The sequence below is a fragment of the Streptomyces sp. NPDC054961 genome, from assembly GCF_053609145.1.
Genome location: NZ_JBSGWY010000018.1, coordinates 39,507 through 63,657 on the forward strand (window position 1 = coordinate 39,507; position 24,151 = coordinate 63,657).

24 protein-coding genes and 1 pseudogene are annotated in these 24,151 nt (G+C 69.2%); 12 read left to right on the top strand and 13 right to left on the bottom strand.

The window, feature by feature from the left end; all coding sequences use genetic code 11:
• Positions 1-90: 90 nt before the first annotated feature.
• From ACWF9Z_RS17995 to ACWF9Z_RS18005, 3 genes and pseudogenes are all read right to left on the bottom strand, one after another.
• Entirely contained in the window at positions 91-1,242 is a 1,152-nt protein-coding gene (locus tag ACWF9Z_RS17995) for a tyrosine-type recombinase/integrase (protein WP_453603197.1), read from the bottom strand.
• On the bottom strand, positions 1,242-1,454 hold the full coding sequence (locus tag ACWF9Z_RS18000; RefSeq protein ID WP_453603198.1) for an excisionase family DNA-binding protein: 213 nt from the start codon (positions 1,452-1,454) through the stop codon (positions 1,242-1,244). The genes ACWF9Z_RS17995 and ACWF9Z_RS18000 overlap by 1 nt, the downstream gene beginning before the upstream one ends.
• Positions 1,447-1,653 (bottom strand): annotated as a pseudogene (locus tag ACWF9Z_RS18005) (replication initiation protein); the annotation flags it as partial. The gene ACWF9Z_RS18000 and the pseudogene ACWF9Z_RS18005, both read right to left, overlap by 8 nt.
• 44 nt (positions 1,654-1,697) lie before the next feature.
• Between ACWF9Z_RS18005 and ACWF9Z_RS18010 the strand changes: the two are divergent.
• Both ACWF9Z_RS18010 and ACWF9Z_RS18015 read left to right on the top strand, forming a co-directional pair.
• Complete coding sequence (locus tag ACWF9Z_RS18010; RefSeq protein ID WP_453603200.1) at positions 1,698-1,829, top strand: hypothetical protein; 132 nt, start codon at positions 1,698-1,700, stop codon at positions 1,827-1,829.
• A gap of 277 nt (positions 1,830-2,106) precedes the next feature.
• Positions 2,107-4,509 (top strand): nSTAND3 domain-containing NTPase, encoded by a 2,403-nt coding sequence (locus ACWF9Z_RS18015; protein WP_453603202.1) that lies wholly within the window; start codon positions 2,107-2,109, stop codon positions 4,507-4,509.
• A gap of 29 nt (positions 4,510-4,538) precedes the next feature.
• Here ACWF9Z_RS18015 and ACWF9Z_RS18020 read toward each other — a convergent pair whose 3' ends face one another.
• From ACWF9Z_RS18020 to ACWF9Z_RS18045, 6 genes are all read right to left on the bottom strand, one after another.
• Entirely contained in the window at positions 4,539-4,976 is a 438-nt protein-coding gene (locus tag ACWF9Z_RS18020) for an NUDIX hydrolase (protein WP_453603203.1), read from the bottom strand.
• A 28-nt stretch (positions 4,977-5,004) separates the two neighbouring features.
• On the bottom strand, positions 5,005-5,835 hold the full coding sequence (locus ACWF9Z_RS18025) for a hypothetical protein (protein WP_453603205.1): 831 nt from the start codon (positions 5,833-5,835) through the stop codon (positions 5,005-5,007).
• Entirely contained in the window at positions 5,816-6,709 is an 894-nt protein-coding gene (locus ACWF9Z_RS18030) for an aldo/keto reductase (RefSeq protein ID WP_453603207.1), read from the bottom strand. The genes ACWF9Z_RS18025 and ACWF9Z_RS18030 overlap by 20 nt, the downstream gene beginning before the upstream one ends.
• The gene (locus tag ACWF9Z_RS18035) at positions 6,706-7,890 is read right to left on the bottom strand and encodes a cupin domain-containing protein (RefSeq protein ID WP_453603209.1); all 1,185 of its coding nucleotides are present in this window, start codon (positions 7,888-7,890) and stop codon (positions 6,706-6,708) included. Before ACWF9Z_RS18035 ends, ACWF9Z_RS18030 begins: the two co-directional genes overlap by 4 nt.
• 19 nt (positions 7,891-7,909) lie before the next feature.
• Positions 7,910-8,041: a hypothetical protein gene (locus tag ACWF9Z_RS18040; RefSeq protein WP_258054030.1), complete on the bottom strand. Its 132-nt coding sequence runs from the start codon at positions 8,039-8,041 to the stop codon at positions 7,910-7,912.
• A 201-nt stretch (positions 8,042-8,242) separates the two neighbouring features.
• Entirely contained in the window at positions 8,243-8,470 is a 228-nt protein-coding gene (locus ACWF9Z_RS18045; RefSeq protein WP_037929703.1) for a hypothetical protein, read from the bottom strand.
• 237 nt (positions 8,471-8,707) lie between these two features.
• Between ACWF9Z_RS18045 and ACWF9Z_RS18050 the strand changes: the two genes are divergently transcribed.
• On the top strand, positions 8,708-9,991 hold the full coding sequence (locus ACWF9Z_RS18050) for a helix-turn-helix domain-containing protein (RefSeq protein WP_453603212.1): 1,284 nt from the start codon (positions 8,708-8,710) through the stop codon (positions 9,989-9,991).
• On the opposite strand, the gene cutA is transcribed toward ACWF9Z_RS18050, so the two are convergent.
• Positions 9,988-10,305 carry a divalent-cation tolerance protein CutA gene (cutA, locus tag ACWF9Z_RS18055; RefSeq protein WP_390796354.1) on the bottom strand — a complete coding sequence of 106 codons (318 nt, stop codon included), beginning with the start codon at positions 10,303-10,305 and terminating at the stop codon, positions 9,988-9,990. The two genes, ACWF9Z_RS18050 and cutA, sit on opposite strands and share 4 nt — an antisense overlap.
• A gap of 308 nt (positions 10,306-10,613) precedes the next feature.
• Between cutA and ACWF9Z_RS18060 the strand changes: the two genes are divergently transcribed.
• From ACWF9Z_RS18060 to ACWF9Z_RS18080, 5 genes are all read left to right on the top strand, one after another.
• Positions 10,614-11,609: a CBASS oligonucleotide cyclase gene (locus ACWF9Z_RS18060; RefSeq protein ID WP_453603214.1), complete on the top strand. Its 996-nt coding sequence runs from the start codon at positions 10,614-10,616 to the stop codon at positions 11,607-11,609.
• 2 nt (positions 11,610-11,611) lie between these two features.
• Positions 11,612-12,124 (top strand): HORMA-1 domain-containing protein, encoded by a 513-nt coding sequence (locus ACWF9Z_RS18065; protein ID WP_453603215.1) that lies wholly within the window; start codon positions 11,612-11,614, stop codon positions 12,122-12,124.
• A 30-nt stretch (positions 12,125-12,154) separates the two neighbouring features.
• Positions 12,155-13,075: an AAA family ATPase gene (locus tag ACWF9Z_RS18070; RefSeq protein ID WP_453603216.1), complete on the top strand. Its 921-nt coding sequence runs from the start codon at positions 12,155-12,157 to the stop codon at positions 13,073-13,075.
• Positions 13,075-14,559 (top strand): SAVED domain-containing protein, encoded by a 1,485-nt coding sequence (locus tag ACWF9Z_RS18075; RefSeq protein ID WP_453603218.1) that lies wholly within the window; start codon positions 13,075-13,077, stop codon positions 14,557-14,559. The genes ACWF9Z_RS18070 and ACWF9Z_RS18075 overlap by 1 nt, the downstream gene beginning before the upstream one ends.
• A 193-nt stretch (positions 14,560-14,752) precedes the next feature.
• On the top strand, positions 14,753-15,670 hold the full coding sequence (locus tag ACWF9Z_RS18080; RefSeq protein WP_453603220.1) for a restriction endonuclease: 918 nt from the start codon (positions 14,753-14,755) through the stop codon (positions 15,668-15,670).
• A 489-nt stretch (positions 15,671-16,159) separates the two neighbouring features.
• Here the strand turns inward: ACWF9Z_RS18080 and ACWF9Z_RS18085 are convergent, their stop codons facing one another.
• Positions 16,160-17,425, bottom strand: a complete 1,266-nt coding sequence (locus ACWF9Z_RS18085) for a sensor histidine kinase (RefSeq protein ID WP_453603221.1) — start codon at positions 17,423-17,425, stop codon at positions 16,160-16,162.
• Positions 17,422-18,099 (bottom strand): winged helix-turn-helix domain-containing protein, encoded by a 678-nt coding sequence (locus ACWF9Z_RS18090; RefSeq protein ID WP_453603223.1) that lies wholly within the window; start codon positions 18,097-18,099, stop codon positions 17,422-17,424. The genes ACWF9Z_RS18085 and ACWF9Z_RS18090 overlap by 4 nt, the downstream gene beginning before the upstream one ends.
• Positions 18,100-18,374: 275 nt before the next feature.
• Between ACWF9Z_RS18090 and ACWF9Z_RS18095 the strand changes: the two genes are divergently transcribed.
• Positions 18,375-19,985 (top strand): alpha/beta hydrolase, encoded by a 1,611-nt coding sequence (locus tag ACWF9Z_RS18095; RefSeq protein ID WP_453603224.1) that lies wholly within the window; start codon positions 18,375-18,377, stop codon positions 19,983-19,985.
• A gap of 38 nt (positions 19,986-20,023) precedes the next feature.
• The gene (locus tag ACWF9Z_RS18100; protein ID WP_453603226.1) at positions 20,024-21,655 is read left to right on the top strand and encodes a serine/threonine-protein kinase; all 1,632 of its coding nucleotides are present in this window, start codon (positions 20,024-20,026) and stop codon (positions 21,653-21,655) included.
• On the opposite strand, the gene ACWF9Z_RS18105 is transcribed toward ACWF9Z_RS18100, so the two are convergent.
• The gene (locus tag ACWF9Z_RS18105; RefSeq protein ID WP_453603228.1) at positions 21,637-22,704 is read right to left on the bottom strand and encodes a LysR family transcriptional regulator; all 1,068 of its coding nucleotides are present in this window, start codon (positions 22,702-22,704) and stop codon (positions 21,637-21,639) included. The genes ACWF9Z_RS18100 and ACWF9Z_RS18105 overlap by 19 nt on opposite strands.
• A gap of 71 nt (positions 22,705-22,775) precedes the next feature.
• Here ACWF9Z_RS18105 and ACWF9Z_RS18110 point away from each other — a divergent pair, with 71 nt between their 5' ends.
• Positions 22,776-23,429: a maleylpyruvate isomerase family mycothiol-dependent enzyme gene (locus ACWF9Z_RS18110; protein WP_453603230.1), complete on the top strand. Its 654-nt coding sequence runs from the start codon at positions 22,776-22,778 to the stop codon at positions 23,427-23,429.
• Positions 23,430-23,434: 5 nt separating this feature from the next.
• Positions 23,435-23,926, top strand: a complete 492-nt coding sequence (locus ACWF9Z_RS18115) for a DUF1772 domain-containing protein (RefSeq protein ID WP_453603231.1) — start codon at positions 23,435-23,437, stop codon at positions 23,924-23,926.
• The last annotated feature ends 225 nt before the right edge of the window (positions 23,927-24,151 follow it).

A 24,151-nucleotide genomic window follows, 5' to 3' on the forward strand; every position in this document is an offset into this window, starting at 1 on the left:
ATTTTTTTCGCGGGTGTTCTTTCCCCTTAATCCGATTTTGAGAGACCCCCCCGGACAGCGACGGGGCCCTTCTTTGTTGTCTAGACCTCTCTACCCCTCCCGTGCCAGATCCGTGCCAGAACCGGAAGCCCTGGCCCGCAGCGTCTGCACCCTGGCAGCGATCCCGGCGGCGACCTCCTTCTGCCGCTCAAGGTTGGAGTGCTGGTAGATCATGGCCGCCTTCTCCGAGGACTGGCCGGCCCGCACCATCGTGTCCTTCAGCGTCGCCCCGGACTGCGTCGAGAGCGTGTGCCCGGTGTGACGAAGGTCGTAGAGCGTGAACCCCGCAGGCAGTCCCACCTTCTTCCGGGCTTTCTTCCACTTCCGTCCAAAGGTCGTCCGCCGAAAGGGGGCGCCCCGCTCCCCCACGAACAGCAGCCCGTCCGGCTTTTGCTCCGCGTACAGATACATGTGGAGCTTGAGATCACCCTTCATGAAGTCCGGCAGCACGATGAACCGCTTACCTGCCTCCGACTTGGTCTCCCCGGGCGCACGCTTCCCGGTATTCAGCTCGGGCTCGGCGGACCGCACCCAAACACCGACGTTGGCGAGGTCGACGTCGTGCCGCCGCAGGGCCGCCTGTTCCTCCGGCCGAGCCGAGCCATAGGCAGCGATGTAGACAAGCAGCGGCCATCGCGCTCCCAGCTCACGGGCGAGCGCGTCGACCTGCTCGACCGTGGCGGTCTGCCGCTCGGCGGGCGACTCCTTCCCGGCGCCTTTGATCCGGCAGGGGTTGCGGCGGATCAACTCGTCATCGGCAGCAGTGCCCATGATCGCTTTGAGCAGCCGGTACGCCTTGGCGACGGTCGTGGCCCCGGTCTCGTTGAGCCGCTCGGCCCGCCAGGTCCGCACCCGGGGCGGAGTGATCTCGTCGAGGTCCCACTCCTCGAAGGTGGGCAGCAGATGAATCCGCAGGAGCCGCCGGTACAGCTCATCCGTCGTGGCGGCGAGCCCCCGCTCCTGCACCCACTGGAGCGCGTACGTCTTGAAGTTGACCGCCCCGGCTTCCGGGTCGCGCCAGTCCCCCTTATTGATCTCGGTCTGCTTCTCGGCGAGCCAGTCGTCCGCGTCCTTGGTCGTCGCGAACGTCTCGGGCGCCGGACGCATGACACCGTCGGGACCGGGATACCGAGCTTGGAACCGTCCGGACGGCAACTTCCGAATGGCTCCGAACGTGCGCTTCTTGCCCTTGCGGTTGCCCATCAGGCGGCCCTCCGGAAGCGGGAGCGCTGCGGCCAGCGCGGCTCGACGGTGTGCGCAGCGATGTACTCGTTCACCGCGCTCTCGGCGATCCGCACGTGGGTGCCGACCTTGACGTACCGGATGCGCCGCTCGGCGACGAGGCGTCGCGGGAACCGGACGGTGGTGCCGAGCAGTTCGGCGACCTGGACGATGTTCAGGTAGCGCTCATTCATGCTGCTCTCCTTGCAGGGCTTCGCGGGCCGTCTGGCGGTTGAGCTGGATGTCACGCGCGATGGTCGCGGCGAGTACCGACTCCCCCGGGCTGTGGCCGTGGCCGGCGTACTGCCAGGAGGCGAGGACGAGCACGGTGTCCGGCTCGACGTCGTCCAGGCCACGGGCTTCGCGTTCCTGCGCGGCGCGGTAGTCGGCGCGGGGCGCCGCCGCGGGTACCGGCTCGGAAGCGGAGTTCTCCGTTCATGGAGCAGCTGACGAGCAAGACCCTCGGCAATGCCGTCGAGCTCATGAGCGAAGACGAGAGGGCCGAGCTCGAACGGCTGCTCGGCCTCATGACCGAGGCCCCTCTGCCCTTCACCGCCTACACCTTCTGAACAACGTCACCGGGGCCAACGCAACTCAGCGTTGGCCCCGGTGACATGTCTGGATGTCCGTACGACTGAACCCGCGCGCACTCCCTGCACCGCGCAGCTGCGCCAGGCAGCCGAATACGGCCCAGGTCGGCGCGGCGTCGACCAGGACTGTTCCATGGAGGCCGAATTTGAACCCCACACGGACCCGGAGGATGCACTGCGCGCGGTCCGGAGGGCCCTGTGTGATACCACCTAGTGCGGGCGACCGCCCCTACCGAGGCGCTGAAGATCTTGAGAGGTGAGCGGGATCCCTGCTCCGGACTATGACTTCGTCAGCTTGTCCCCCTACGACTTCGAGGTGTTCGTTCGGGACCTGCTCTCTGCGCAGGATCGCCTGATCTACTCGACCTATCGGGTGGGTGCCGACGGAGGGATCGACCTGAAGGCGGCCACGGACAAGGGCTGGGTAGTCGCGCAATGCAAGCACACGCCTTCGGCGGACAAGAGCTCTATCCTCCGAGCCGCCCGGAGCGAGGCAGGCAAGGCGGCTGGCATGGGCTTCACCCCTGTCCGCTACGTCTTCGTCACGTCTGCTGAACTCACCCCTGGTACTGAGAGGGAGACACAGGAGGCCCTGGCTGGTGTCGCCGATACGGTGGAGGTATACGGACGGGGCTGGCTCAATGCGGTGCTCGCCCAGCACCCCGAGGTCGAGCGGCGTCATTTCAAGTTGTGGGTCTCTTCGACACAAGCGGTACGCGCCATGCTCCAGGACGGCGTCTTCCTGCGCGGTGAGTCCAGGATCCAGCGCATCGAGCGCAACTACTTGCGCTTCGTGCATCACGCCACATGCAGCGTCGCCGAGATGGCACTTGAGGAGCACGGCTGCGTTCTTTTGAGCGGGGCGCCCGGTGCGGGCAAGACGACGATCGCCGAGTACCTGCTGTTGCTGTGGTGGCACCGCGGCTTCCGGGTTGTCGTCGACCCGCGGACCGTCGATCAGTGGTGGGCATGGCTTGGGGACGACACTCCGACTGTCTTCTTCTTCGACGACGTGTGGGGCCAGACACACCATCAGGACCACGGCTCACGTCACCATGACGCGGACGTGTCCGAGTTCATCGAGTCGATAGTGGAGCAGCAGACCGGCAGCACTGCATCCAAGGTTTTGATCATGACAAGTCGGGCGCAGGTGTTGCAGGACACGGTGCGCCTGAGCGACGCCTCCCGCCGCGCGGTCGAACGGCTCGCGCGCTGTCACGTTCCAGTGAAGCGCCTGCCCTACGACGTCCGCAGTCGGATGCTGTTCAACCATGTCCACCTGTCCGTCACCAATCCCCAGACCCGGCAGGACCTTTCCGTGGGGTCCTGGTGGCAGCGGGTAGCCAGCCATCAGAACTGCTCTCCTCGTCTGATCGAGATCGTCGTGCAGCGCAGCAGGACGAAGAGCGCACCGGATCTGATCGCCGATCTCGAGGACGCTCTGGAGAACCCTCACGAGATCTGGGGGGCAAGCTTCCGTGCGCTTCCTTCGCTCGATCAGCAGTTGCTGTTGACCATGTCGCTGATGGATTCGCAGTTGGTGGAGTGGCGGGAGGTCGTCCGGCGGCTGGGGAGCATCCCGTCGTCGGAGCCCCTTATCGATGCCGCAGTCGAGCGGCTCAACGGATCGTGGATCACGAAGGGTCTCCATGCCGGGGGTCAGAGTCTGGCTTTGGCCGATCCCAGCCAACGGGACTTCCTCATACAACATCTATCCACGAGCCCCGGTGCGATGACCTCCATCATCAAGAATGCGGTGAAGTTCGATGATCTGATTCCTGTGTGCAGGCGGGGAGAGGCACCAGAGCTGGAATTCAACCTGCGGCTATTCTCAGTCGGCGAAGACCTGTTCCGTCGTGTTCTCGACACGTGCGCCCAAGAGCTGCTGGCCCGGCTAAGGGAACTGTGGGACCTCTACCCGTGTGATGTCGCGGACCACGCCTACGGGGACTCTCGGGACCTGCCCTCGCTCGTTGAAGCCCTGACGCTGACCGTGCGCTTTCACGGTGACCGCCATGAGGCTGCGGGGGCAGCGCTGCCGGCCGACTGGTTTGCCGGCGCGCTCTCCCGTCTCGCGCGGCTGGTCGAGGACCTGGACATGACGTCCACCGGACCGCTGGCCGAACTAGTGACAGAGCTCGCTGCAACGACCGAGAGCGCCACTCCCATCTGGTCAGCACATCACGCGCTCCTCGACCCGATCTCCCGGCTCCGCGACGTGATCACGCACACCTGGGCCCGGCACGAACCGCGAATCGGTCGTCACCAGGGCGCTGGTTACGAAGAAGACTTGGCTGAGACGCTGATCCGCTACGCCAACTCCCTAGCCGAACTCGGTCTCAGACCAACTATCGACACGTACTCGCCCGCCGATATCGACGCCCACCTGGCACGTCAGATCAACGACTACAACCCTGATGACGTCGCTGAGCAAATCGACTCCATCGAGAACGTCGTCGGATGGGACTTCACTGACACCCGCGAGCGTCTGTCCCGTCTGCTCGTCGACGAGGGCAAGCCGACGCTGCCCGCTCCCAGGCCGGCTCCCCCGATACTCCCCCGTCCCACCCCAGTGACCGCGCCTCCGGCCGACACCACTGCCTCCGTGGCAGCCTTGTTCCGGTCTCTGGGCACCTCATCGGTACCTGGAAGGACGTAACCTCTGGCGTCTTCAAGAAGGGTGTAGGGCTAGACCACGCCCCCGGCCTCGAGCGTGCCAGCACCGATGGCGCCCCGAAGGACGTGGGCGATCTCCTCGGGCTTGAGGTCGATGCTGTCCAGCCCTTCTCCGGTCAGCGGGATCTCCTCCAGGGCGTATTCGCCGCGTCCCTCGGCGCTGAACTCGGGGCCGGTGCGGTCTTCGAAGGACCCCGTCGTGATGCGGGCGGGGTAGAAGGGCTGACGTTCGTCGTCGGACTCCATCGTGTACAGGAGGCGGACGATGTCGGCCTCCCCCGCGATCTCCTCGCGGATCTCCCGGTGGAGTGCGGCCTCCCGGGACTCGTCGCTCTCCTCGACCCCACCACCGGGCAGCACCCAGTACCCGGGGATCCCGGGCTTGGTGCGGCGGATGACCAGCATCATGTCGTCCGCGGTGACGAGGACGGCTCGGACTCGTTCCTTCATCTCGGCCTGTCTCCTTGGCTGTTGACGCTCAGCGAGGAATGACGCCTGTCACTTCCTCCGCGCGCCGGCGCAACAGTGGAGCCAGCTCCACGTACCAGCCACGGCCGACAGCCTGAAGCATTTCGGCGAGAGCGATCTGTTCGCCGATCCGGCCGGCGGGTGTGTCCAGGACGTCGGCGAACTCGGTGCGGATGCGTGTGGCCACGGCGGGGACGCGGAGGCTGTTGACGTAGAGCATGGCCGGGTCGTAGCCGACGGGGACGGCGCCCCAGCGTTCCCAGTCGAGGATTACGAGGGGGTAGTGGGTGAGGTTGGCCCACTGGAGATCGGCGTGGCCGGTGACGCGTTCGGTGATGGTCGGCGCGGGGATGCCGAGGAACTCGGGGAACACGCGGTCCGCCCAGGACTGCCGGATGGTCTCGCGGGGCGGCTCGGCAGCGCTGAGGGCGTCCAGGCTCTCCCGCAGCGTCGCCCACCAGGAGTCCGGGAGACCTGGGTCCTCGGTGAGGTCGGGAGTTTCCGGGGAGATGACGGGCTGGGCGACGTAGTCGATCAGCTCGGCCTCGAAGACGTACTCCCCGGCCTCCCATCGGTCCAGGTCGTGGAGGTGGGGGCGGGACACCTTGTCCGAGACCCGTTCCTCGGCGAGCGCGATGCCCTCGTTCCGGGTGGTGGGGGTCTTGGCAGCTTCACCGCAGTGGACGCGGAGCCAGTGGCCGTTCTCTGTGCGGGAGCCGACGGTCCGGCCGAGCCATCCCCAGGACAGCGGGCCCGTCGGAGCGGTGGCCAGATGTGAGGATGCGGTGGCGAGGGCGTCCTCCATGCGGGCCCTGGTGGTCTCATCCTTGGGCGAGTACATCGGTGACCCTCCTGAGCTGGTCCGGTTCGAGCGGGGAGGCGATGGCCTCTTTGGCGGCCTTCCAGTGCTGCGGCGTACTGGCGGACAGCAGTACCACGTCCAGGCTCGGGCAGGACGCCGCAGCCAGGAGGCAGGCGGCGGCCGGGCTGGCGCCGGGTCGGATGAACTCGGCGAGTTCGGGTGTGGCCAGGTCGAGGAGTTCGCCGCCGTGGAGGGGTGAGGAGCCGAAGGTAAGCAGGCCGGCGGCGCGAGCCTGGACGAGCGGGCCCCGCCCGCCGAGGGCGAGTGCTATCGGGCGGACCATGACGAGGCTGACCGGCTGCTGGATCGCGCCGAGGTGGTGTTCACCCGATCCGGCGGCCTCTTTGGCCAGGCCGAGGAGTTCGGGGACGGTGAATGCCTCGTGCTGGAAGCCGGACCAGGTGGCCACTCCGTACCCGGCGATGCGGCCTTCGGTGGCGTACTCCTCCAGCTCGCAGAACACGTCGCGCAGCCGTGCGTGCAGCACCCCACGGTCCTGGTGGGCGTGCTCGGGGTTGTGGACGAACACGATGTCGGCGCGGCCCAGGGTCGCGAGGGAGCGATCGGTCTGCCAGCGGGTGAAGCCTGGGTGGAGGCTGTGGCCGACGGCGGCTTCCTCGGGCGTGAGGACTCCGGCCGCCACCGCGGCCTCGCCTTCCTGCCGGGTGAAGAACCCGGTCTTCGTCGCGACCATCGCACGGGGGTAGTCGGCGATGACCGGGCCTAGTGTCTGATGGGCCGTGGCGTAGTTGGGTGCCGTGTCCAGCCAGACCAGCCCGTCGGAGCACGCGGTGCGCGCCGGCTCCTCGACGGTGCGCACCCGGTACGTCCCGAGCCCGAGGGCGGCGGTCACCTGGGCGCCCCGATCACTGCGGCGGCCTGTCCACCGACCAGGGCCGAGACGACCTCGGCGCTCTGGGCAACGGTGAGACCGGATGCGGCGGCGAGGTCCCCGAGCGTGACTGGCGGCCCGCTAGCCAGGCGGTCCAGCAGCGGTGCAGCGGGCAGTGCGAAGGTCCACTCGCGCCCGGCGCCGGAGAAGGTCACCGTCTCGGCGTCCTGGTCCACCCGGGCGCGGGGCACGGTGACCTGGACGGTGATCCCGGGCTCGGGCGGAACCGTCGCCAGGTGTGGCAGGGAAAGGCGCGGGTGCCCCGGGTGTGTGGTGTCCAGCGACCTCTCCCACCGGTCCAGAACCGCCGGGTTCTCCAGAGCGGCCAGCACCTCCTTGCGTAAGGCGCCCAGGTAGTCCGCCCGCTCTTCGGGGGTGCTGAAGCGGGGGATGTCGGAGCGGACGGTTGCGCTGGTCCGGAGGTCGTCGCACAGCCATCCCAGGAACTCGGCACCGGTCTGCGTGGCCAGCCCGAAGGTGAGGTGGAGCGATGCGGTGCCCTGGTCGGCGCTCACCGCGTGCCACCAGCCGCGCGGCAGATAGAGCAGGTCGCCGGCCGTCAGGACCACGTCCGCGATCGGCTCGCCCGTCGGGGCCTCGGGGGCTTCGACGTCACGCCAGGCTGGTGCCTGCCGGGTGGGGCCGTAGATCTTCCACCGCTTGGAGCCTTCAAGTTGGAGGACCACGACGTCGTGGTCGTCCCAGTGAGTACCGAAGCCCTCTTCGGACGTCCAGGAGGCGTACGCGTTGGCCTGGACGGGGGTCCGGAAGAGCCGTTCGAGGCCGGCGGCGGCTGCCCGGACGGGCGGGTGGATCTGGTCGATCGCGTCGATGACGAGGGATGCGCCCTCGGCGAGGCGCGCGTGGAACTCCGTCGGCTGCGGCTGGTACCAGGACACCCCGCGCCGGTTCGTGCGCAGGACGGAGTAAGCCGTCGCGGGGACGGCCTCCCCCGCGCGGGAGAGTCGCATGCGGGGCGGCTCCAGCCGGTGCGCGGCAACGATCTCGTTGATGTCGCCCCAGGTCAGCAGGGTGGGCATGGCGGTGCCGGCTGAACGGATCACTGCGTGGGCGCGAAAACACGTCTGGGCGAGGAACGTGTCCCCGCCCAGACGCTGCGCCCACGATGCGGAATCAATCACCGTGGGTCTCCTCGGTCGATCAGGTGTCGTTCATGTCCGACTTGCCACCGGTGTTGTCCGAAGCCTCTTCGGCGCGCGACCGCGCCGCGTTGATCCGGCGGACACCGATCAGCAGACCGCTGGCCTGCTCGGTGGGAGCGTTCTCGTTCATCCCGTACTCCTTCCTGATCCTTGATGTGGCCCGTAGGGGTTCCTGCGGGAAATCTGGGGGTGGGGATGGTGCTGCGCGTGCACCCGCGGGGTCAGCGCCCGGTATCGCCGGCGAGGACGAGAGCGACCACCAGGACGCAGGTGACTGCGATGTAGAGCAGGACTCCGAGCTGTTGGCGCCATCCCCGCAGCGCCCTGCGGTTCAGCCTCGCTCCAGGCTGGAGGGGTCCTTGACGATCCACTCCGAGCCTCCGCCCTCGGGCCGGGCGAAGACCGCGTTCGCGTACGAGACACGGGTGGCCGGGTCTTCGTACTCGCCGATGAACTGGACGATGCCCCGCCGGTTCTCCAGCGGGTCGAAGACCGGCGTTCCTTCGCTGACCCAGCCGGGCACGGTCTGACGCTGGCGCGGACGGATCTGAGGGGCCACGGCTCTCTCCTTGGGCTCGTGCTGGCTCTTCGCTCCGGGGGACGCAGCGGGCCGCAGGTGCGACATGGGGTACGGCCTTGCGACCCGCTGCGAGGGGGAGGCCGCCTTTCCCGGGCGGCTGTGACCAGTCAACTGCCGTACGCGTTTGAATGGATGGGCCAGAAGGCATGGCCATTCCGGGGACATGGCCAGGTTTTATGGCCAGGCTGGGATCAGGGCTCTGCCGACGGTCGGGGGATGGCGATGATGACCACGAACGAGGGCGACGGCGTGGAGCCGATCGGGCCGCTGCTGCGGCGCCTGCGCATGGCCGGCGGACGCACACAGGAGGGTCTGGCGGCCGATCTCTCCGCGCGGCGGGGGTACCCGCTGGAGCAGGGCGCGGTCTCCAGGTGGGAGACCCACGAGCGGCTGCCGGACCCGGCTTCACGGGCGCTGCTGGCCGCGGAGTTCGGCGTACCGGAGGAGGAGCTCCGCCGGGCCGTCGCTCTCGCCCGGCGCCTTCGCCGACAGGAGCAGAAGGACCAGACCGACCAGGAGAACGAAGTGTTCGACCGCCGCGGATTCATGACGGCTTCGGCCGGCGCCGGGATCGCCGTCATACAGCCCTCTTCCCTGCTCTCGTCAGGACGGAGGATCGGAGCCGACGTTCCAAGGCAGTTGAGCCAGCGCACCGCCCGGCTCCGGCGCCTCGACGACTTCGTGGGCGGTGGCGACACCTACCAGATGTACGTCCGGGAGCTGGCGACCACGACCCGGCTGGCCGACGAGGGGGTCTACAGCGAGGCGACCGGCCGGGGGCTGCGCGGGATCATCGCTGAACAAGCCCAACTCGCAGGCTGGGCAGCGTACGACGCGGGCCAGTACGAGGAGGCCCGCGGGCACTACCTGACCGCCTTGGCCGCATCACGCACGGCCGAGGACAGCTCCCTGGAGGGCAACTCGCTGGCCTTCCTCGCGTACCTGGAATGGACCGTGGGCGGCGACTCCGGGATCCGCTTCGCCACAGCCGCGTACGAGGCGCTCGGTTCGGGAACGGCACCCGTCGTACGGGCGCTGCTGGCCGACCGACTGGCCTGGCAGCACGCGACCTCGGGGAACGCCCGGGAAGCGGACTACGCCCTGAGCCTCGCCGAGGAAGCGATCCACGAGCCCGGCGACGAGCCGGGCCCCGACTGGGCGTACTGGGTGGACCGCGACGAGATCGCGATCATGACGGGCAGGTGCTGGTCCGAGCTGCACCGGCCTCTGCGGGCGATCCCGGCACTGGAGGACGCCCTCGGCCGGTACGACGACTCCCGTTCTCGCGACAAGGCGCTCTACCTGTCGTGGCTGGCGGCGGCCTACCTGGACGCCGGCGAGATCGAGCACGCGACCGCGATCACGACCCGGGTGTTCGACCTCTCCGAGGGACTCGCCTCGATCCGGCCGATGGTGCGGGCCCGCCTGATGGTCAAGCGACTGGAGCCCCACCGGTCCCTCGCCCCGGTCGGAGCGCTGCTGGAACGGGCCAAGGGTTAGCGGGTGGCCCGCGTGATCCAGTCCAAGTACTCGGCTCGGCCGGCGTCGATGGTGAAGGCGATGACCTCGGGCGAGTCGTAGGGGTGGTTGTCCACCAAGTGCTTCTCCAGCGCTTCGCGCCGATCGCCAGCCGTACGGAAGGTCACCTGGAACTCGGTCCCCTCGGAAACTTCTCCGAGGTGCCGGTACGTCGTCTCGATGGGTCCGGTCACCTGCCCGGAAGCGGCCAGATTCGCCTCCACTGCCGAGCGCGACAGCTTCCGCGCCGCGTCCTGATTGTCCACGGTCGTGATCACGATCAAGAAGTCAGCCATGGGGGCAACGTACCCGCCCCCGCCATGCACCTGGGAAGGAACGATGTGGACCGCCGAAACTTCATCGTCGCGTCCGAGGTGCTGACAGAGGATGGGTGTTTCGCGGCAGGTCGCGTCCCGGCCTCACGCCGGCTTGGGGCGATACCGCTCTCGGCAGGCCGATATTTGAACGGCAGTTGACACTCCCCACATCGACGACGGTCCGCTACCGGACCCGGGGATTGCTCGCAACTCGTACGGGCTTTGTCAGTGGCGGGTGGTAAGCCTGTTCTTCAGCCAATCAGCTTCTCGGGTGAAGGGCGAAAAGAATGGCGGGAGAGCGCTACGTCGACCACAAGGTCCTCAAGGCATTCGCGCAGAGCAAAGTGAACGTGCCGCCGGGGGAGGCGAAGGAGCGCCGCCGGCAGGTGAACCACCTGCGGCAGCGACTGGAGGACTACATCGCTGCCCATCCGGACTTCGACCTGGTGAAGCTCCGCGCATCCGGCAGCACAGCCAAGCACACGGCGATCCGACGCAAGAGCGGCACGGGGTCCGACGCGGATGTTGCCGCCTACCTGCGCACCTCGAACACCGACATCGACGTCTCGACCATGCTGACCTGGCTACGAGACCGCTGCATCGAGGTCTACGGCGCAACGAAAAATGAGGACGACTTCAAACCATCGGACCACGCCGTCGGGATCACCATGAGCAGTGGTTTGAAGATCGACGTCGTGCCCGTGCTCTACACCGGCGAACCGGACGACAGGGGGTACCTGGTCACCGCTGACGGCACCAAGGTGCTCACGTCGGTCACGCTGCACCTGCAGTTCATGACGACGCGCAAGGACAAGGCCGGCGACGGGTACCGAGAGGTGATCCGGCTGCTGAAGGCGTGGATCCGCCAGAGCAAGGAGGCCGACACGGAGCTGCGCTGCAAGTCGTTCCTGATCGAACTCTTGGTGGCCCGCCTGTGGGACGTCGGCTGGAACGGCAAGCCCCTCCAGGTCGACGACTACCCGGCAGCGATCGAACAGGTGCTCTCCTTCATCGTCCGCACTGGCCTGAAGACACCGATCGTCTTCACCGACTACTACAAGACGGACGCGGTGAATGCGACGACGGAGCCCATCCAGATCTGGGACCCGGTAAACCCGGAAAACAACGTCGCGCGCGGCTACACCGAACAGCACCGCCAGCGGCTGGTGGACCACGCCAGGAACACCCTCGACACCATCTCGATGGCCGCCTACGCGGCCACGAAGGGCGAGGCGCTCGACGCCTGGCGCGAGCTGTTCGGCCCCACCTTCCCGGGAGAATGACCATGACCGGCTCGTACTCCAGGTCCGCCTCCGCCTCGTTCACGATCACCGACGCCCGCTACGTCGGAGGCAGAGTCGGCGCCGACCTACGCCTTCTGCACAACCTCTACGGCAAGCCCGAACTCGACAGCATCGAGAACTACGCCGAGGAGGTGGCAGTCCTTCTCAACCGCGGGTTCCTCGACACCGTCGACTACGGGTTCCGCGACACGGGCACCAACGCCTGGAGACTCCGCCTGCGCTACAAGGCCACGGTCGGCGGCCAGCTCACCGACTCACGTCCCGGCAGCTTCCCGGACCCGGTCGATCTCACCGGCTATGGCTTCTACAGCTTCCTGACCTACAGCTCCGCCTTCTTGCTCCTGACCAGCAGCGAGCAGACCGGGGTCAAGGAGGCGTTGCCGATTTCCCGGACGACGGGCACCACCCCGAGCGCCCTCGCGGGCACTACCACCACGGGGCACGGTTACGCCCGCAACGGCGCTGGCGTCTCCCGAGACGTCTACCTCGCCTAGTCCAGCGCCACCAGCAGGAGGAACGAGCACGTGACCAGCCAGGACGACCTGTTCCACCCCGTCATCGAACTGCCCGAGCCCACCCGCCGCGCCCGCTACGACCGCCTGGTCGGCCTTGAGGCCGTGAAGCTGCGCCTGCGCAAAGAAGCCGCCCTCTTGGCGGACCCTCGCCGACTCAAAGCCTGGGCTGATACCCACCACGGCGGCGATGTCGCCGCTCTCACCCTCTTCGCGGACCGGGCGCCCCTGTTCGTCTTCGCCGGCGATGTCGGCTCCGGCAAGTCGGCGTTGGCCGAGTCCTTCGGCTGCGACCTCGCCGACTTTCTCGGCCTACCCGTCTACCTCTACCGCCTCAAGCTCGCCACCCGCGGCAGCGGCCTGGTGGGCGAGATGACCTCCCTCATCGGCGACGCCTTCACCCACATGCACGCGATGGGCAAGCGCGTGGTCGGCTCCCAGGGTGCGCGCGCTGTGCAGATCCTCGTCGTCGACGAGGCAGACGCCCTGGTCCAGTCCCGTGGGGCCCAGCAGATGCACCACGAGGACCGGGCCGGTGTTGATGCGTTCCTGGCCGGCATCGACAGCCTGGCCGGCGCCCAGCTCCCGGTCGTCGTCGTGCTGTGCACCAACCGGCTCGGCGCCCTCGACCCGGCCGTCATGCGCCGCGCGGCGGCCACCTTCACCTTCACCCGCCCTGGCGACGAGCAACGCCACACGGTCCTCACCCAGGCACTCGACGGCCTCGGCATCCGGCCGGAGACCGTCCGCAAGGTCGTCGAGCTCACCGGCCCCGCCAGCGACAGGCCCGGCTACACGTTCTCCGACCTCACCCAGCGCCTGGTCCCAGCCGCAGTCTTCCGCGCCTTTCCCGACCGACCGGTCACCGACGAAGACCTCCTCGCCCTCGCCCAGGAGCTGGAACCCACCCCCGTCTTCACCGAGGAGAGCTAATGACCCGTCTCCCCGCTCCTGGCCCCACCAGCGTTCGCACGACCGGCGACTACTACCAATGGCTTGTCGCCTGGGAGGCCTGCCTGACCCTCCTTCGCGAGACCGCCGCCCACCCGCGCAACCCCGTCCGCGCAGTCGGCGTCGAACTCGACGGCGCGGGCAACCTCGATGACGTCGTGCTGCTGCGGGACCTTCCGCCGCACACGTACAAGCAGGTCAAGTACGCGGTCGACAGCAGCACGCCGGTGAGCGAGGACTACCTGACCAAGCCCAGCGCCACCGGCGGCCCGTCAATCCTCAAAAAGATCGCCAGGACGTGGAAGGGGTTGACCGCGGACGGCGGAAACGCCGACCTGCGCCTGGTCACCAACCGGGCGGCCGACTCCAAGGACCTCCTGGTGGCCGGCCGCGACGCCCGAAGCGGCCTTCTGATGCCCAAGGCGGCCGTCGGCGGGGCGAAGTCGAATCGAGGAAAGGCCCGTGCCAAGTGGGCACAGGAGGCAGGGTTGACCGAGGCCGAGCTCATCGACCTCCTGTCAGTGCTGCGCTTCGATCTGTCTCTGGACATGGGCTTGTACCAGGAGAACCTGCGGCTCCTGATGGCCGTCACCGGCCTTCGCCACGACCAGCGGGCACTGGAGGAGGGGGCCGGTTGGATCGCCAAGATGGTCCGTGAGGGCCGACGTGAACTCACCCTGGCGATGGTCGAGGCCGCCGTCGCCGACCTGGATCTCAAGGCCGGACCCGCGCGGGCGATCCTGTCGATCGCCACTCTCAAGCCGGACCCACTGGCATCGGACGCCGACCACGCCATCGACTGGGTCGACCGCTTCGACGGCGACTCCGACTACACCAAGCGTCGCCCCCTGCCGCCGAACAGCTGGGCCCAGCTACAGGCGGATATTGAGGACGCACCGGGACGCCTGCCCGCCGGTACAACCGCCGTCTCCGTCACTGGCAGTATCCGTCTAGCGTCGGCTTTCCTGGTCGGCACCACCTTCCGCATGGTCACCGGGACCGACCTCGCGGCCGTGCAGCGCGGGAGAGCCGGAGCCCAGCTCTGGTCCACCAACGACCCGTTCGACACCGCCCTGGTCCCGGGAGCCATCGAGCACGAAATCGGCCAGGGCGACGAGATCGCTGTCGCCATCGCCGTCGCGACGGACCTCACCGAGGACGTCCTGGAGTACCTGCGGGAGCAGAACCTCCCCGTGGGCAAGCTCATCGTCCTCACCCCGCCGAGCAGCTCAGCGCAAGACGGCTCTGTTCCCGACAGCCCCGCCGCCAACGCCCTGGCGGTCGGCATCCGCGACCACCTCCGTCGCTCCACCCGCCGGGTCCGGCGCATGCACCTCTTCCTCGCCTGCCCCATGGGACTTGCTGTTCTACTGGGCAACCGGTGGAATCGGCTCTGCCAGACCGTCGTATACGAAGACATCAAGATCGACGACGGATACGAAGCGGCATTCACCGTCGAGGCATAGGCCACGCCTCAAAGCCGGCAGCGTCGGGCTGCTACGTGGCTCGACGCTGACTTCCGCTGCAATCCGCCCCACATGGCGCGGTAGGAGAGCGTCCTACAGAGACCCCCGGCAGCCCCCTGGGGGCAGCCGCTCAGTCGGCGCAGGTCACCGGCATCATGCGGATGGACACTGACCTTCACTGACAGGAAGCACCATGCTCGACTTTCACGAGTTGGCGCCGGACGGCGAGGACCTGGAACAACTGGTCCGCGAGTTGGCGTTGGCCCTCGGCTACAGAGCCAAGTGGTCCGGCCGGGGAGCAGACGGCGGACGCGACCTCCTTCTCGAGGAACCCGGGGATTCTCTGCTGGGGGCGAAGACAAGGAACTGGGTGATCTCGTGCAAGCACATGGCCCACGCCAGAGATGGTGCTGGACGCTCGGTTAATGGTGAGGACGTTGGGAGCATCGGCGGCATCGTGGACGCCGTCGCTCAGCATGACGCCGACGGCTTCCTTCTCGTCTGCTCTACCCAGCCCTCAAGCGCCCTGGTCTCCCGGCTGGAGTCAATCGAGCGAACCAAGAGCGTGCACACCCATGTGTGGGATGGAGTGGAGCTTGAGCGCATGCTCGCCACTCCCCGGGGCTGGGCGGTGGCCCAGAGGTTCTTCCCGGTGAGCGCCGAAGCCAGTGGGTGGAGAGTGTTCGCCACCAGCGAGCCGAACCGGTTCATCGGTATCACCCGCGGCTTCTACCTCCGTGTCGCCAACCGGCACGGGAGCGCGGTCGGGTTCCCACTCAGCTGGATCGACGAGCGCTTGGACAGAGCCGCCTCAATCGAATTGCCCGCCGGGCACGAGATACGGCCCCGGGGTGTCTTCTACGACGACAAGCACGGCGGATTCGTCTGGTACTTCGACTACCTGCATGGCTCCCGCAGCTGGCAGCCCGAAGAGATCGAGCCCCCGATGGATGAGTACGCATTGCGCCAGCGGCTCGGCGACGACGGTGTTTCCTATGAAGACGGTCAGTTCGACAACTTCGAGATCACCTTCAGGAGGGTCAACCGCGGTAGCGATTCCTACGATGCGGACCACTACCGGTACTACGAGAGCGTCCCGCGCTACGTCTAGAAGGGGTATCGGAGCGCGTCGAGAGCGCCATCGACGTGCATCCGCCCATGGCTGCTACGGGCCGGCCCCCTCCCCGGCAAGCTCGACGGATCGGCGAGATCACCCCGCACCACCGTCAGCCTGGCCGCTTGCGGGGGCAATCTCGGGCTCCAGTGACCGGATCGGCGACGTCAACTCACAGTCGATTCCAGCGACTCGCACCCTTTCGAAGACCCCGCCGATAGCCGTGCCCCAACCGTGCCCTTAAGGACGGTCAACAGCGGTCAGAACCGGGCCTCGAAGAGTCCCGGAGAGGTGCTCACCAGCATCTATTTCCGCAGGTCAGAGGGAGCGTGAACGCGTTCCGCGCAGTAGATTCCCAAGCTTATAGCGCGGGTTCGATTCCCGTCATCCGCTCTTGAGAGAAGGCCCAGGTCAGCGACCTGGGCCTTCTTCGTGCCTCCCAACCGCCTTCGGATGGACTGGAATGGGCGCGCCACTCAGGACGCGCTACTTCGTCCGTGGCGCCAGGTGGAGGGTGAAGCGGGCGCCGCCGCGTGGGCTGGTGGCGACGTCGAGGGTGCCGCCGTGGGCGCGGGCGACCCAGGAGGCGATGGAGAGGCCGAGGCCGCTGGAGCCGGAGGCGGAGCCGCTGCGGAAACGCTGGAAGAGCGAGTCGGCCAGTTCCCGGGGTACGCCCGGCCCTGCGTCGTCGACGGTCAGCGTGCCGTCGGCGGTCACGATGAGCTCGACCTCCGCAGGCCGGCCGGGGGCGTGGCCGTGGACTAGGGCGTTGCCGAGCAGGTTGGCCACCGCCCGCCGCAGGAGGTCGGGGTCCGCTACCACGACGACCGGTTCGGTACGTACCGTCACGCGGTGCCCGCCGGTCTCGGTGTCTTCGACGACCGCTTCGACGAGCTGGTCCAGGCGCATGGGCTGGCGGTCCGGGGCGCTGACGCCCGCCGCCATCCGGGCGCGGGTGAGCAGGCCGTCGATGAGGTCGCCCATCCGGTCCGCCAGACGCACGGTCCTTTCCAGCGCGGCGTCCCGGCTGGCGTCGTCGCGCAGCGCGGTCTCCGCGAGTATGCGCAGCGAGGCGGCCGGCGTACGCAGGTCATGGGCCGCATCAGCGAGGAACTCCTCCTGCTGGCGCAGTGCCGTCAGCGCGGGCCGGATCGCGCGTCCGGAGAGCAGGTGTCCGGCCGCGGCGGACAGGGCCACCAGGCCGGCGCAGCCGCCGATCAGGAGCAGCGTCAGCCGACGGTGCGCGGCCTGGTCCGCGGACATGTCCGCTGCGGCGACCAGCGCGCCCTCCGGTGCCGCGCCGTCGGCTGCCGCGTAAGGCTCGGCAACCAGCCGGATCTCCTGGCCTTCCTCGCTCAGGACGTCCGTGGAGATCGCATCTCCCTCCTTCACGGCTGCGGCGGCCGCCTCCTCGATGTCCTCGTTCCGCGGCCCTACGCAGGCCCGGCGCGGCTGGTAGACGATGGTGGGCTTGTTCGCCGTCGTGGCCACCACGGTGAGCAGGGGGCACTCGGTCTCGATCCCTTGTTCCAGGGCCTGGACGTCGAGTTTGCCGTTCTCGTCGGTGCCCAGCAGCGGGATCGCCCGGCTGGTCTGGAGGTTGAGTGCGTCGTCGAGCCGGTTGCGCCAGGAGTTGTCGTCCGTGCGGATGGCGAATGCCGCGAGGGCGATCAGCCCGACCGCGCTGGTCAGGGTGAACAGAGCGGTGAGCCGTCGGCGCAGCCGGCGGGCGCGGGCCTCGGCGGCCGTCATGCGCGGCCGGTGGTGAGTGGTGCCAGGCGGTAGCCCACTCCTCGGACGGTGTGGATCAGCGGTGGGTCGCCGAGCTTGCGGCGGAGCTGGGAGACCAGTACCTCGACGACGTTGGAGCTCGGCTCGGCCATCTCGTCCCAGCACTTCTCGATCAGCTCGGCGCGCGGTACGGCCTGGTCCGCCCGGGCGGCGAGGAGTTCCAGCACGGCGAACTCCTTGCGGGTCAGGATCAGCAGCACGCCGCCCCGGTGTACCTGCCGGCGGGCGGTGTCGATCTCCAGGTCGGCGATGTGCTGCACCGGTGGCCGGGCTGCCCCCGCCCGCCGGCACAGGTTGTGCACCCGGGCCGCCAGCTCGGGCACGGCGAACGGCTTGACCAGGTAGTCGTCGCCGCCCACGGCGAACCCCGCGACCCGGTCGGCGACGGTGTCGCGGGCAGTGAGGAACAGCACCGGAACGGTCCTCCCGGCGCGCCGCAGCCTGTCCACGTAGTCGATGGCGTCTCCGGAGGGCAGGGTCCGGTCGAACACCACACAGTCGTACTCGGTGACGAAAAGCGCCTCGTCGGCGGCCGGCAGATCGGCGACCTCGTCGACGGCCAGCCCCTCGGAGCGCAGCGCCGCGGATACCGCGAACCGCAGATCGTCGTCGTCCTCGACCACCAGTACTCGCACGGCGGTCAGGATAGCCCGGCCCGTCAGGCAGGCCCCGGGCCCCGTCCTCATCAAATCCTCAGGTTCCCTCGGGGACCATCCATCCAGGTCACAGCGGAATCGAACACGCAGCGACTTGAGACACCCCCGGGCGTGGACCCCCCCACCCCCACCCGGCTCCACGTCCGGGGGGCAGGCCGCAGGCGGCCGCCTCCCTGCTCTGCGGCACCGGCTTGAACGCCCGTGCCCTGCGCGCGCCGTGAACCGGCGCCGACCAGTCCCGACGGAGTACTCCCATGAACCACCCGGTCCTCAAGCGCGGCAGCCTGATCCTGGCCCTGGCCGCACTCGGCGCGACGGCACTCGCCGGCTGCGGCCCGGCCAGTGATGACGCACGCCCGGACGCCGCCGGCGCCGTATCCGGCGATCCTGCCGGGCAGCGCGAGCTGCAGGGCTTCTACCGGCAGAAGCTGTCCTGGACGCGGTGTGGTGAGCTGCGGTGCGCCACGCTGACCGTCCCCATGGACTACGCACACCCCGAGGACGGCCGGACTTTCACCCTGCCGCTGGCCAAGGCCGTCGCGGCGGACCCCGCCGGGCGCATCGGTTCGCTGGTCTTCAACCCCGGAGGCCCGGGCGAGTCCGGGGTCGACCAGCTGAAATCCGGCGGGCTGTCGTCCTTCAGCGAGCGGGCCCGCGCCCGCTTCGACATCGTCGGCTTCGATCCGCGCGGCGTGGCCGGCAGCAAGCCGGCCGTCGACTGCGGGTCCTCGGACCCCGCCGCCGAGGACCAGCCGATATCCGGCGCCGACGACACGTCGACGAGCCCGTATCCGAAGACCGACGCCGAACGTCACGCCGCGCTCACCGACGCCGAACGCCAGGCCGCCGCCTGCAAGGCCCGCAGCGGCGCGATCCTGCCGCATGTAGGCACCCTTGACGCCGCCCGCGACCTGGACGTGCTGCGAGCCGCCCTCGGCGACGACAAGCTCACCTACCTCGGCTGGTCCTACGGCACCTACCTCGGCACGGTCTACGGCGAGCTGTTCCCGCGCCGGGTGCGGGCCCTCGTCCTCGACGGCGCGGTCGACCCCTCGCTCGACTGGTCCGAGGCGGCCCTCCAGCAGGCCAAGGGCTTCCGGAAGTCGGTGGACGACTACGCCGGGCAATGCGCCTCCGTGGCGGGGGACACCTGTCCCGCCGGCACCCCCGACGGCATCCGCAAGGTGATCACCGACCTGTACGCGCGGGTTTCCAAGCGCCCGCTCCGCATCAAGGGCACCGACGACCGACTCGACCAGACCATGCTGAACACCGCCGTCAGCATGTCGATGTACTCGCCCGAGACCCAGTGGCAGCCGCTCTCCGAGGCGCTTCGCGCCGCGCACCAGGGCGACGGGACGAAACTCGCCGAGATCGCGGACCCGGGCATATCGGCTGAGGACGACAGCTCCGACGCCGGATCCGGCCCGGGCTCCGACGCCGACCAGGCCCCCGGCAACTCCTCCGACGCCATCGTGGCCGTCAACTGCCTCGACCAGCCGCATCCCAGGGACCCGCAGCCCTACTGGGACCTGCTCGACCGGGCCAGCCTCGAGGCCGGGACCTTCGGTACCTCCACCGTCCTCGCCGAGCTCACCTGCAAGGACTGGCCCGCCGGAGCGCAGAAGCCGCACCGCGTCCGGGCCGAGGGGCTCCCCCCGGCCCTGGTCGTCGGCACCACCGGCGACCCGGCCACGCCCTACGAGTGGTCGAAGAACCTCGCCGCCCAGCTGCCCGGCGGCATGCTGCTCACCTTCCGGGGGCAGGGCCACACCGCCTACGGCCGCGGCAGCGCCTGCGTCACCGACGCCGTGGACGCCTACCTCCTCGACCTCAGGCCGGTCCCGGACGGGAAGACCTGCTGAACAGCCACCTCACAGCTCGCACCACGGGAGACCTCCGCATGCCCACCGATCTGACCCCGGACTCCTCGCTCGCGCGGGCGGTCTTCCAGCCGTTGCAGCCCGACGACCCGGGCGAAGTGGGCGGCTACCGGCTGCACGCCCGGCTCGGGGCCGGCGGGATGGGGCGGGTCTACCTGTCGTACACGCCCGGCGGCCGGCCGGTGGCCCTGAAGACGGTCCGGCCGGAGTTCGCACAGGACCTGGAGTTCCGGCGGCGGTTCGCGCACGAGGTGGCCAACGCCCGGCGGATCCACGGGCTGTACACCGCGCAGGTGATCGACTCCGGTGCGGACGCCGAGGTGCCCTGGCTGGCCACCGCGTACGTGCCGGGCCCGTCGCTACAGCAGGTGGTACGGGAACACGGCGCGCTGCCGGTGCGCACGGTGCTGCTCCTGATGGGCGGGGTCGCGGAGGCACTGCAGGCGATCCACGGCGTCGGGGTGGTGCACCGGGATCTCAAGCCCGCCAACGTGCTGCTCGCGGCCGACGGACCGCGTGTGATCGACTTCGGCATCGCCCGCGCGGCCGACGCCGTCGCGCTGACCGGCACCGGGTTCCGGATCGGCTCCCCCGCCTTCATGGCGCCCGAGCAGGCCCTGGGCCAGCCGGCCGCCCCCGCGACGGACGTCTTCGCGCTGGGCGCGCTGGCAGCCTACGTAGCGGGCGGCACCCCGCCGTTCGGTGAGGGACCGGAAACCGCGGTGCTGTACCGCGTGGTGAACGAGCAACCCGGTCTCGACCGCGTCCCGGTCGACCTGCGCGCGCTGCTGCTGCGCTGCCTGGCGAAGCGGCCGGAGGACCGGCCGGCTCCCGCCGAGATCATCGAGGCCGCCCGCACCCACCCCGCCGTGGGCGGGCAGCTGCGCTTCGCCGACGACTGGCTGCCCCTGGGGGTCAGCACCGACATCACCCGCCGCCGCGACCTGCGGCAGCACCTTCCCACGGCCGTCTTCTCCGCCTCCGTTCCCGCCCAGGCACCGCCCGGCTCCTTCGGCACCCCGCACCCCCCGACCCGGATGTCGACCGCCCTGCTGCCCACACCGCCGGCGACCGTTGCCGCTCCGGCGCCACCCGCGCAGGCCGAGCCCCGCCGCCGTCGCCGCAAGGGCACGTCCTGGAAGACGGTGCTCGTGGTGGCGCTGGTGATGGCGCTCGGCGGGGCGGTCGGCGGGGTACTTCTCGTCGTCAAAGCCGACCAGATCCTCGAAGACACGGAATCTGCCGGGGACACCAGCCCCGACGCGGCGGCGAGCACGGCCACCTACGCCGCGGCGTACACCGAGACGGTCCTGACCGCACCCGACGACTCCCACGACTTCGACATCACCACCGGCACGCTCACACCCGCACGGTCCACCCCGTGGGCCGTGGGGCACGACGCCGACGGGTTCCTGAGCCCGTCGGACAGCGACGCCTCCATCACCCCCAGCGGCCGGCCGACCCCGGCCGAGTGCGGGGCGGCCATCGACCGGCAACCGGCGACGGCCCTCGCCTTCGGCGACCTGCCGGCCGGACGAGCCTTCTGCGTGCGCTCACGCAGCACTCACGACATCGCGATCGTGCGAGTGATCACCGTGGCCGACGACGGTCCGGTGACGATCTCGATGGACTACTACCGCAACGGCAACTGACGGTCGTGCGGGACCGTTCGTACCGAGTCGTCCCCGACCTCACCCTGATCGCCGTGTCGGGTGCCACCGTGTGGGTTCTGTTCGGCTGGGTCGACAGCTGGGGCGTCGGAGCCGGGCTGTTCGGTGAGTCGGCGGGCCGGCGCGGTGAGGTTTGTACGCAACAGGTCCAGGAAGACGGTGGCTGCGGGGCTGGAGGGGCCGTCCGTCCGCCAGGCCAGAGCGACCCGGCCGCGTAGCCGCGGCTCGGTGATCTCCAGCGTCCGCACCCCGAAGGCCGACGCCGCGCCGGCGGGGAGGGCCGGAATCACCGCCACTCCGAGACCGCGGGCGGCGAGCTGTGCGAGGAACAGCGGAGCGGCCGCCTCGAAGGCGATGCGCGGCTGGAACCCCGCCTGTGCGCACGCGCGGTCGAGCACCCCGCGCAACCCTGTGCCACAGGGCAGGCTGATCAGTGGGCGATCGCGGAGTTCGGCCAGCAGGATGCTCGTGCGGTCCGGGGGCGTGAGGGCGGGGTCGTCCGGGGCGACGGCTGCTACCAGGGGTTCGTCGGCCAGGACCTGGATGGAGATGCCCGGTGGGGGTTCCTCGTGAGCGAGTCCGATCACGGCGATGTCGAGTTCCCCGCGATTCAGTGCGGTGAGCATCCGCTCCGAGGTGTCCTCGGTCAGGGCGATCTCGATCTGGGGGTGGTCCTCGTGGAAGCCGGCCAGTACGGCGGCCAGGTCGAACTCGTGGGCTGCCGCAGCTGCGCCCGAGACGAGGCCCAGGGCGACGTGACCGCGCAGCAATCCGGTGAACTCGTCAGCGGTCTGCCGTACCGCTTCGACGGCGGTGAGCGCGGCCCGCGCGTACGGCAGTACTGCCTCGCCCACCTCCGTCAGGGTCACCGACCGGCCGGAGCGGTCGAACAGCGGGTGCCCGAGTTCCTTTTCGAGCTGCCGGACCTGGGCACTCACCCCCGGCTGCGCCAGGTGCAGACGGGCGGCGGCGCGGGTGAAGTTGGCTTCCTCCGCGACCGTGACGAAGTACCGCAGCTGCCGAATGTCCATAACTGATCATTCTAGTTGCGAGACATACAAACTCTTGGACTTATGGCGGGCCTGCCGAGAGCCTTGAAGCCATGGGGAACACGACGCACCGGAGACCAGCGGCGGACATCAAAGCCGCGATCGCAGCCGAACGCCGGGAGCTGGCAGCCGTGCTAGACGGCCTGTCCGCCGAGGAGTGGGACGCTCCGAGCCTGTGCGGGGGTTGGCGGGTACGGGAGGTCGCGGCCCACATGACGATGGGGTTGCGGTACTCGCTCCCCAAGATGGCGCGGGAACTGATCAACGCGCGAGGCAGCCTCCACCGGATGACCGACCGATGTGCCCGCAAGGACGCGGCCGCCCATTCGACGCGTGAGCTCGCCGCATTCCTCGGTGACAACGCGGACCACCCCTGGAAGCCGCCGGTCGGCGGGATCGCGGCGGCCCTGGGCCACGACGTGATCCACGGCCTGGACATCACGGTCGCCCTGGGACTCGGCCGCCGCGTTCCCGAAGGCCGCGTGCGCATCCTCCTGGAGAGCGTCGACGCCAGGACCCTCAAGTTCTTCGGAGCCGACCTGGGCGGCATCGAACTCCGCGCTACCGACCTCGACTGGTCCTTCGGCACCGGAACGCCCCTGTCCGGCGCCGCACAGGACCTCCTCCTGCTCGCCTTCGGCCGACGGCTCCCACCGGGCCACCTCCACGGCGAACCGCGCGACCGCTTCGTCGCCGCGCGGGGGTGACGAACATGCGCATCCGACTCCTCCAGGGGCTCGCCCTGCTTGCCACCGGTCTCCTCGCCGGCGCATTCGGCTACGGCGCGGCCAATCTCGTCCCCACCTTCAACGCGGTACCGCTCGACATGCGGCTGTCGTTCCACGCCGAACTGATGAAGATGAACGGCATCACCATGCAGGCGGCGATGGCCGTGTCGACGCTGAGCTCCCTCGCTCTCGCGACCCTGACACGCGGCCGCGCCCGACTGATCGCGGGTACGGCAGGTCTGCTGACCCTCACGTCCTTCCTGATCACCCGGCTCGGCAACGTACCGATCAACGGCCGGATCAAGGAATGGGCGCTCACCTCGGCACCGGTCGATCACGCGGAGATCCTGCGGCGCTGGGAGCTCTTCAACAACCTGCGCACGCTCACCGCCCTCACCGCGTTCGCGCTGCTGATCGTCCTCGCTCTGAGGCAACCACCGGCCGGCCAGAAGCAGCCGCAGACCACGTCGGCCTGAAGACGATCAGGGCGCGACGCGGCGGCCCGCCACCTCCGGCCCGCGCTTGAGTTTCCACAGCGCATTCGGGACGCTGAAGCACAGCAGCGACTCCGGCCCGACGAGGCAGGCCGCGTGACAACCGCCGCGGACCCTCCATCCGGCGCTCCCCGCATGCCGCAGCCCGCCAGCGCCCCCGAAGGTCTGCGCTCCGCACTCGCACTCCTGGCCCCCGAGACACGGGCG

Coding starts and splice junctions, on each gene's coding strand:
- ACWF9Z_RS18000 (WP_453603198.1), bottom strand. CDS start 1,454: ATGAATGAGCGCTACCTGAACATCGTCCAGGTCGCCGAACTGCTCGGC.
- ACWF9Z_RS18115 (WP_453603231.1), top strand. CDS start 23,435: ATGCGCATCCGACTCCTCCAGGGGCTCGCCCTGCTTGCCACCGGTCTC.
- ACWF9Z_RS18075 (WP_453603218.1), top strand. CDS start 13,075: ATGACCCGTCTCCCCGCTCCTGGCCCCACCAGCGTTCGCACGACCGGC.
- ACWF9Z_RS18085 (WP_453603221.1), bottom strand. CDS start 17,425: ATGACGGCCGCCGAGGCCCGCGCCCGCCGGCTGCGCCGACGGCTCACC.
- ACWF9Z_RS18020 (WP_453603203.1), bottom strand. CDS start 4,976: ATGAAGGAACGAGTCCGAGCCGTCCTCGTCACCGCGGACGACATGATG.
- ACWF9Z_RS18095 (WP_453603224.1), top strand. CDS start 18,375: ATGAACCACCCGGTCCTCAAGCGCGGCAGCCTGATCCTGGCCCTGGCC.
- ACWF9Z_RS18060 (WP_453603214.1), top strand. CDS start 10,614: ATGGCGGGAGAGCGCTACGTCGACCACAAGGTCCTCAAGGCATTCGCG.
- ACWF9Z_RS18110 (WP_453603230.1), top strand. CDS start 22,776: ATGGGGAACACGACGCACCGGAGACCAGCGGCGGACATCAAAGCCGCG.
- ACWF9Z_RS18025 (WP_453603205.1), bottom strand. CDS start 5,835: ATGTACTCGCCCAAGGATGAGACCACCAGGGCCCGCATGGAGGACGCC.
- cutA (WP_390796354.1), bottom strand. CDS start 10,305: ATGGCTGACTTCTTGATCGTGATCACGACCGTGGACAATCAGGACGCG.
- ACWF9Z_RS18065 (WP_453603215.1), top strand. CDS start 11,612: ATGACCGGCTCGTACTCCAGGTCCGCCTCCGCCTCGTTCACGATCACC.
- ACWF9Z_RS18105 (WP_453603228.1), bottom strand. CDS start 22,704: ATGGACATTCGGCAGCTGCGGTACTTCGTCACGGTCGCGGAGGAAGCC.
- ACWF9Z_RS18080 (WP_453603220.1), top strand. CDS start 14,753: ATGCTCGACTTTCACGAGTTGGCGCCGGACGGCGAGGACCTGGAACAA.
- ACWF9Z_RS18040 (WP_258054030.1), bottom strand. CDS start 8,041: ATGAACGAGAACGCTCCCACCGAGCAGGCCAGCGGTCTGCTGATCGGT.
- ACWF9Z_RS17995 (WP_453603197.1), bottom strand. CDS start 1,242: ATGGGCAACCGCAAGGGCAAGAAGCGCACGTTCGGAGCCATTCGGAAG.
- ACWF9Z_RS18010 (WP_453603200.1), top strand. CDS start 1,698: ATGGAGCAGCTGACGAGCAAGACCCTCGGCAATGCCGTCGAGCTCATG.
- ACWF9Z_RS18050 (WP_453603212.1), top strand. CDS start 8,708: ATGGCGATGATGACCACGAACGAGGGCGACGGCGTGGAGCCGATCGGG.
- ACWF9Z_RS18100 (WP_453603226.1), top strand. CDS start 20,024: ATGCCCACCGATCTGACCCCGGACTCCTCGCTCGCGCGGGCGGTCTTC.